3 protein-coding genes are annotated in these 5,277 nt (G+C 66.3%); all 3 read right to left on the bottom strand.

All coding sequences use genetic code 11. The annotated features are described in order from the left end of the window. A partial coding sequence (locus ACLFQI_RS11280) for a hypothetical protein (RefSeq protein WP_410759391.1) occupies positions 1-211 on the bottom strand: 211 nt, incomplete at its 3' end. A 33-nt stretch (positions 212-244) separates the two neighbouring features. Then, positions 245-3,661, bottom strand: a complete 3,417-nt coding sequence (locus ACLFQI_RS11275; RefSeq protein ID WP_410759389.1) for a helicase-related protein — start codon at positions 3,659-3,661, stop codon at positions 245-247. A gap of 26 nt (positions 3,662-3,687) precedes the next feature. After that, positions 3,688-5,277: PEP/pyruvate-binding domain-containing protein (locus ACLFQI_RS11270; protein WP_410759387.1), on the bottom strand; the 1,590-nt coding region annotated here is incomplete at its 5' end.

Below are 5,277 nucleotides of genomic sequence, written 5' to 3'. Positions count from 1 at the left end.
AGAGCCCCAGTTCGCGCTTCACCTGCTCCAGCGGGATCGGTGCTTCATCATCTGCCAGCGCCTCTAACGCATCGGCAAGATCCTCTGCGTCTTCCAGATAATGCTCCACTAGGGCGGCAACCAGTTGTTCTGGAGTCTGGCCCTGAAACCTGGCTAAACCAGCCAGTACAGTGGCAGCCTGATCAGGGATGTGAATGCTTAAATTCGTCATGTGCAATCCGGCGATGCGCGGTCTGGTGATTGGTCATCCTAGCGCATCTGGCGCAACGGCCCGCGCCAGCAGCTCATCCAAACGGTAATTGATACTCGCCACCCCAACATCCGGCTCGCGGCTGAACGGATTGCGCAGATAGAACGGCCCCTCGTACTGCTCGCCATCGACGATGACGATCGCCAGGATGAACTGCTCGGCCTGATTCAGCCCGTAGAGGATCTCGTTGCGGCTGACGGTGATCGTGCTCTGGCCCTTGGCGCGGCCCTTGACCTCGATGTGCCGATCCGACGGCAGCGAGCCATCCGGGTTGGGCGGTGGTCTCGCGGTGAGATCCCAACCGCATTTCTCGGCGCTGACATCCTTGACCTGATGCCCGAGCGCCGTCTCGGCGTCGATAACGGCTTGCATCGCGATCTGTTCGACGCGGGCGCGGGCGGCAGCATCGGCCTGGGCATCCGCTGAGCGGGGAGTCTCGCCCTTGCGCGCGGCGAGCAGTCCCTGTGGGATCACTAGCGCGCCGCTGATCACCACCGGGGTGCTAGAAACCACGGCCTTCATCGCCGTCAGCTCGGCGGTGCGTTGTTGCAGGCGCGCGCTCAGCTCATCGACTCGGCGCCTGGCCATCTCGGGTTGCATCCGGGGCTGCTTGCCGGCCTTCACCGCGTCGGTCAGTGCCATGTAGCGGTCGGACCAGTGGCTGATCTCCTTGATCAGGCGTTCGTGCACGGCCTTGAGCTGCTTGTCGGCTTGGCGCTCGCGGCGGCCTTTGACCTCGGCGACGTGCTCGGGGACCAGGTGCTGGGCGGCGTGGTGGAGGGCCAAGGCCTCGAGATCGGCCGTGATCCAGGGGGCCTGCAGGAGGCCGCCGATCAACGCTTGGTCGGCGGCGTCGATCGGCACCAGGTCGAGGTGCGGTGCCCAGCCGGCACGGGTTGCCTGCCCCTCGGGGTCGATCTGCACGAACTGCAGCCGGCGCGAGGCGAGGCGCTGTTGGCCCTGGGCGTCGGCGCTGCGCTCGCGCAGGTTGTGCTCGATCATGAACAGCAGCCTCGGCACTTGGCCGTCGTCGCTCGGATCGACCAGCACCGCGCCCTGCTTGAGCTTGGGCCGGTGGGCCTGCAGGATCAGATCGGTGGTGGCGTGCATCAGCGGATGCGTGGGGTGGATCAGCTCGGCCATCGGCTTTCCCGACTGGCGCACCTGCTGTTTCTCGAAGCAGATGCGTTCGTATTGCTTCAGCACGGGCGTGCGGGTCTCGCCAATCACCCGATCGCGCTCGCGGATCACCGCCGGGACGTGCTTGACCTCGAAGCGGCCGGCCTCGCGCGGGCGCAGTTCGCCGCCAAGGCTGGCAAAGGCCTCGGTGAAGAAGGCGCGGATGAAGTACGGCTGGAGCTTGCGCGCTTCGGTCTTCTCCATCGCCTCTTTGACCGCATAGAGAGCCTCTAGCCCCATGTGCTGATCGACGAGGGCGTTGCGACGCCAGATGTCCTTGAGGTGCTCGGCACCGAGCGCGCCCTCCATCTCCTGATCCATGCGCGCCTTGATCTCGGGATTATCGCCGTAGCGGATGGCCTCGACCAGCAGGTCTTTGAGCGAGACGTTGTCGAAGGCCTCGCCGAGGACATCGAAGACTTTGCCGCCGAGCGCGGCGCGCTCGACCTCGATCTTGTCGAACAGCTTTTGGAACACCTCGCCCTCGCGCGTGCCCAGGGCGACGAGGTTCCACAGGTGGCAGACCTCGGTCTGGCCGATGCGGTGGATGCGCCCGAAGCGCTGTTCGAGCCGGTTGGGGTTCCAGGGCAGGTCGTAGTTGACCATGAGGTTGGCGTTCTGCAGATTGACGCCTTCGCCGGCGGCGTCGGTGGCGACGAGGACGGTGACCTCGGGGTCGTTGCGGAACTCTTCTTGGATCTTGCGCCGCTCGTCGCGGTGGGTGCCGCCGTAGATGATGCGCACCGCGTGCGGGTTGCCGAGCAGGTCTTGGATGCGCGCGAGCAGGTAATTGAGCGTGTCCTTGTGCTCGGTGAACAGGATCAGCTTGCGACGACTGCCACCGGCGGTGAACATCTCCGGCTGGTCTTGCAGCAGGCTGGAGAGTTCTTCCCATTTCTTGTCGTTGCCGGAGGCGACCAGGCGCTGGGCCTGCTGCTCCAGGTCCTTCAGGATCAGGATCTCGGCCTCCAGCTCGGGGATGGTTTTGGCGGCGGTGGCCTGGTCGACCACCCGGTCGGCGAAGCGCTCGTAGTCCTCGGCGCTGAGTTCGTCGTCAAGGTCGTCGGGGAGTTCGAGTTTTTCCTCTTCCTGCGCGCGCAAGCCGAGCTTTTCCTCACCGAGCCGGGCCTCGAGCCGCTTGCGCCGGCGTTTGAGCGATTGGTCGATGGCCTCGGGGCTGGAGGCAAGTCGGCGTTGGAGCTGGGTCAGCGCGAAGCCAACGGTGTTGCGTGTCTTGCCGTCGAGCTTATCGGCGCGGTTCATTTCCTCGCGCACATAGGTGGTGACCTGCTCGTAGAGCGAGGCCTCTAGCGCGGAGAGTGGGTAGTTGGCGGTGTAGGCGCGGCGCTCGGGGAACAGCGGGGTGCCGTCGAACTTGAGCAGGTCTTCCTTGACCATGCGCCGCATCAGGTCGGAGACATCGACCTGGTGCGCGCCTTCGCGGAACTTGCCGTAGAAGCGGTCGCTGTCGAGCAGCGAGAGCCAGAGCTGGAAGTCCGCTTCCTTGCCGTTGTGCGGCGTGGCGGTCATCAGCAAGAAATGGCGGGTGATGCGGCCAAGCAGCTCGCCGAGCTGAAAACGCTTGGTCTTGGCGACCTTGTTGCCGAAGTAGGTGGCCGAGAGCTTGTGCGCCTCGTCGACGACGATCAGATCCCAGTCGGTGGTCCGCAGCTTGGCCTGAACGTCCTCGTTGCGCGAGAGCTGATCGAGCCTGCAGATGAGCCGGTCTTGCTCGTCGAAAACGTTACCTGAAGCGCACTGCTCCTGTTGCTCGCGGCTGAAGAGTTCAAAGCGTAGGCTGAATTTCTCCAGCAGCTCGTCTTGCCACTGCTCGGTGAGGCCGCCGGGGGCGACGATGAGGATGCGCCGGGCATCGGCGCGCATCAGCAATTCCCGGATCAGCAAGCCGGCCATGATGGTCTTGCCGGCGCCGGGGTCGTCGGCGAGGACGAAGCGCAGCGGCTGCTTGGGCAGCATGGCCTCGTAGACGGCGGCGATCTGGTGCGGCAGCGGTTCGACGTTGGAGGCGTGCACCGCCATCATCGGATCGAACAGGGCGGCCTGGCTGATGCGGTAGGCCTCGAGGCCGAGCTTGAAGCCCGCACCATCGGCATCGAAGGCCCAGGGGCGACCGGCTTGGGCCAGCTCGAGGCGGGCCTCTTCGGTGCGAAACGGCCTCTGCTCGCCGAGCGTGCCTTCGCGGTCCTTCTTGATCGCCTCGAATGTCCGCATGCGATGCCTTGGTTCTGCAGCCTGCTTTACGGTTCCACCGGTTGATAACACAGCAAGCGCTGCTGCACCACATCGGCGCTCAGGCGCAGGCCGGTAGCGCGCACATCGACCACGCTGACGCTCGCCGCCACCTCGGCATCGGTGTCGGCCGGCGCGGCGATGTGGCTGGCGGCGGGTAGGCGCTCGAACCAGTCCGGATGGTAGCGATGGCCGGGCTGCTGTGGAAACAGGGCGACATAGGCGATGCCGGACTCGACCAGATCCTGGAAAAAATGCGAGCCGAACGACAGGTCCGGGGTCATCCCGGCGCCGATCTCGGCGACCTCGGCGATCACCGCCATGCGATTGATGTCGGCAAAGCGGATCGGCACCCCCAGCTCGGGGGTGCTGCTGCCCCAGCGGCCCGGACCGATGAGCAGCGTCGGGCACTCGGCGCGCGTGGCCAGGGCGCGATTGAAGTGGCCGACGAGCCGCCCGACCGCAAACTTTTGCGTCCGCGACAAGGCCCCGTAGCGGCCGCCATCGACGCGGATCACGCGGCTCAGCGGCTGATCGATATTGCCGCCCATGAAATGTCCCCGGGTGGCGAAGAACAGCCGCTGCTCGGCAACCGTCTCGGGCAGTTCCACCCGTTGCGTCGGTCCCAGGGTTTGCAGCGGACGGCATTGCACGAGACTGACGGTCGGCGTGCCGTCGGCGGCCAGATGCGCGGTGAACTCGATGTCGACCGGGTAGGCATAGGCCGCCTCCAGCGTGCGCAGCATGCGTTGCAACACCGCGCCGAAGGCGGTGCGCTCGAGCAGCGGCGCGAAGGTCACGCGCCACACCGGCGCGCCGCCGCGCGCGCGCGTGCGCTCGCTGGCCTCGCGGTCGAGTTCGGCGCACCAGGCCAGCGGCCAATCCGGCGCCAGCGGCGCGAGTTCGCGCACCGCGAGCGTGCGCGGCCGGTTGTCGCTGATGTCGAGCACATCGACATCGCGCTGGGAGAATTGCCCCGGATCATTGGCATCGCGAAACGGCAGCCGGCGCGGCTGATCGAGCGCGACGACGCGCGCGTGATCGCCCTCGATGCGGTCCACGGCGCGCGTGCCCAGGCCCACCACCAGCCGCAGCATGCCGGCCGCCGGATCGAGATCCGGCTCCCAGACGAAGAGGTTGCGCGAGACCCCGACCCCGGCGCAATCGGGCAGATAATAGCGCCCGTGATAGCGTCCACTGACCCGCTGCAGCAGCAGCGCCATCGGCTCCTCGCGCGCCTCCAGGCCGCGCTGGCGGCGGTAGACCAGGGCGTCGTTGCTCATGGTGCTGGCGAACACCTGGCGGATCGCCGCCTCCAACTGCGCGAGACGCTGCTCCGGCGAGCCCTGGTTGACGCAGAAGACACTCTCGTACTTGCCGGCGAAGGCGTTGCCGAAGCCGTCTTCCAGCAGACTGCTGGAGCGCACCAGGATCGGATACTGGCCGAAGTGATCGAGCATGCGTTCGAGATCCAGGCGCACCTCCTCGGGCAGTTGGCCTTGGCGCAAGTCGGTGTGCAGGGTCTCGGCCTCGGCGAAATAGCCCTCCGGGGTGCGCTGGCGCATCAGGCGCGTCCACCAGCCGTTATGCACCAGGTA

It is taken from the genome of Halochromatium sp. (genome assembly GCF_046541315.1).
In the GTDB taxonomy this organism is placed as follows: domain Bacteria; phylum Pseudomonadota; class Gammaproteobacteria; order Chromatiales; family Chromatiaceae; genus Lamprobacter.
The sequence above is the reverse complement of the archived record's forward strand: the minus strand, read 5'-3'. Positions and strand labels throughout refer to the sequence as shown.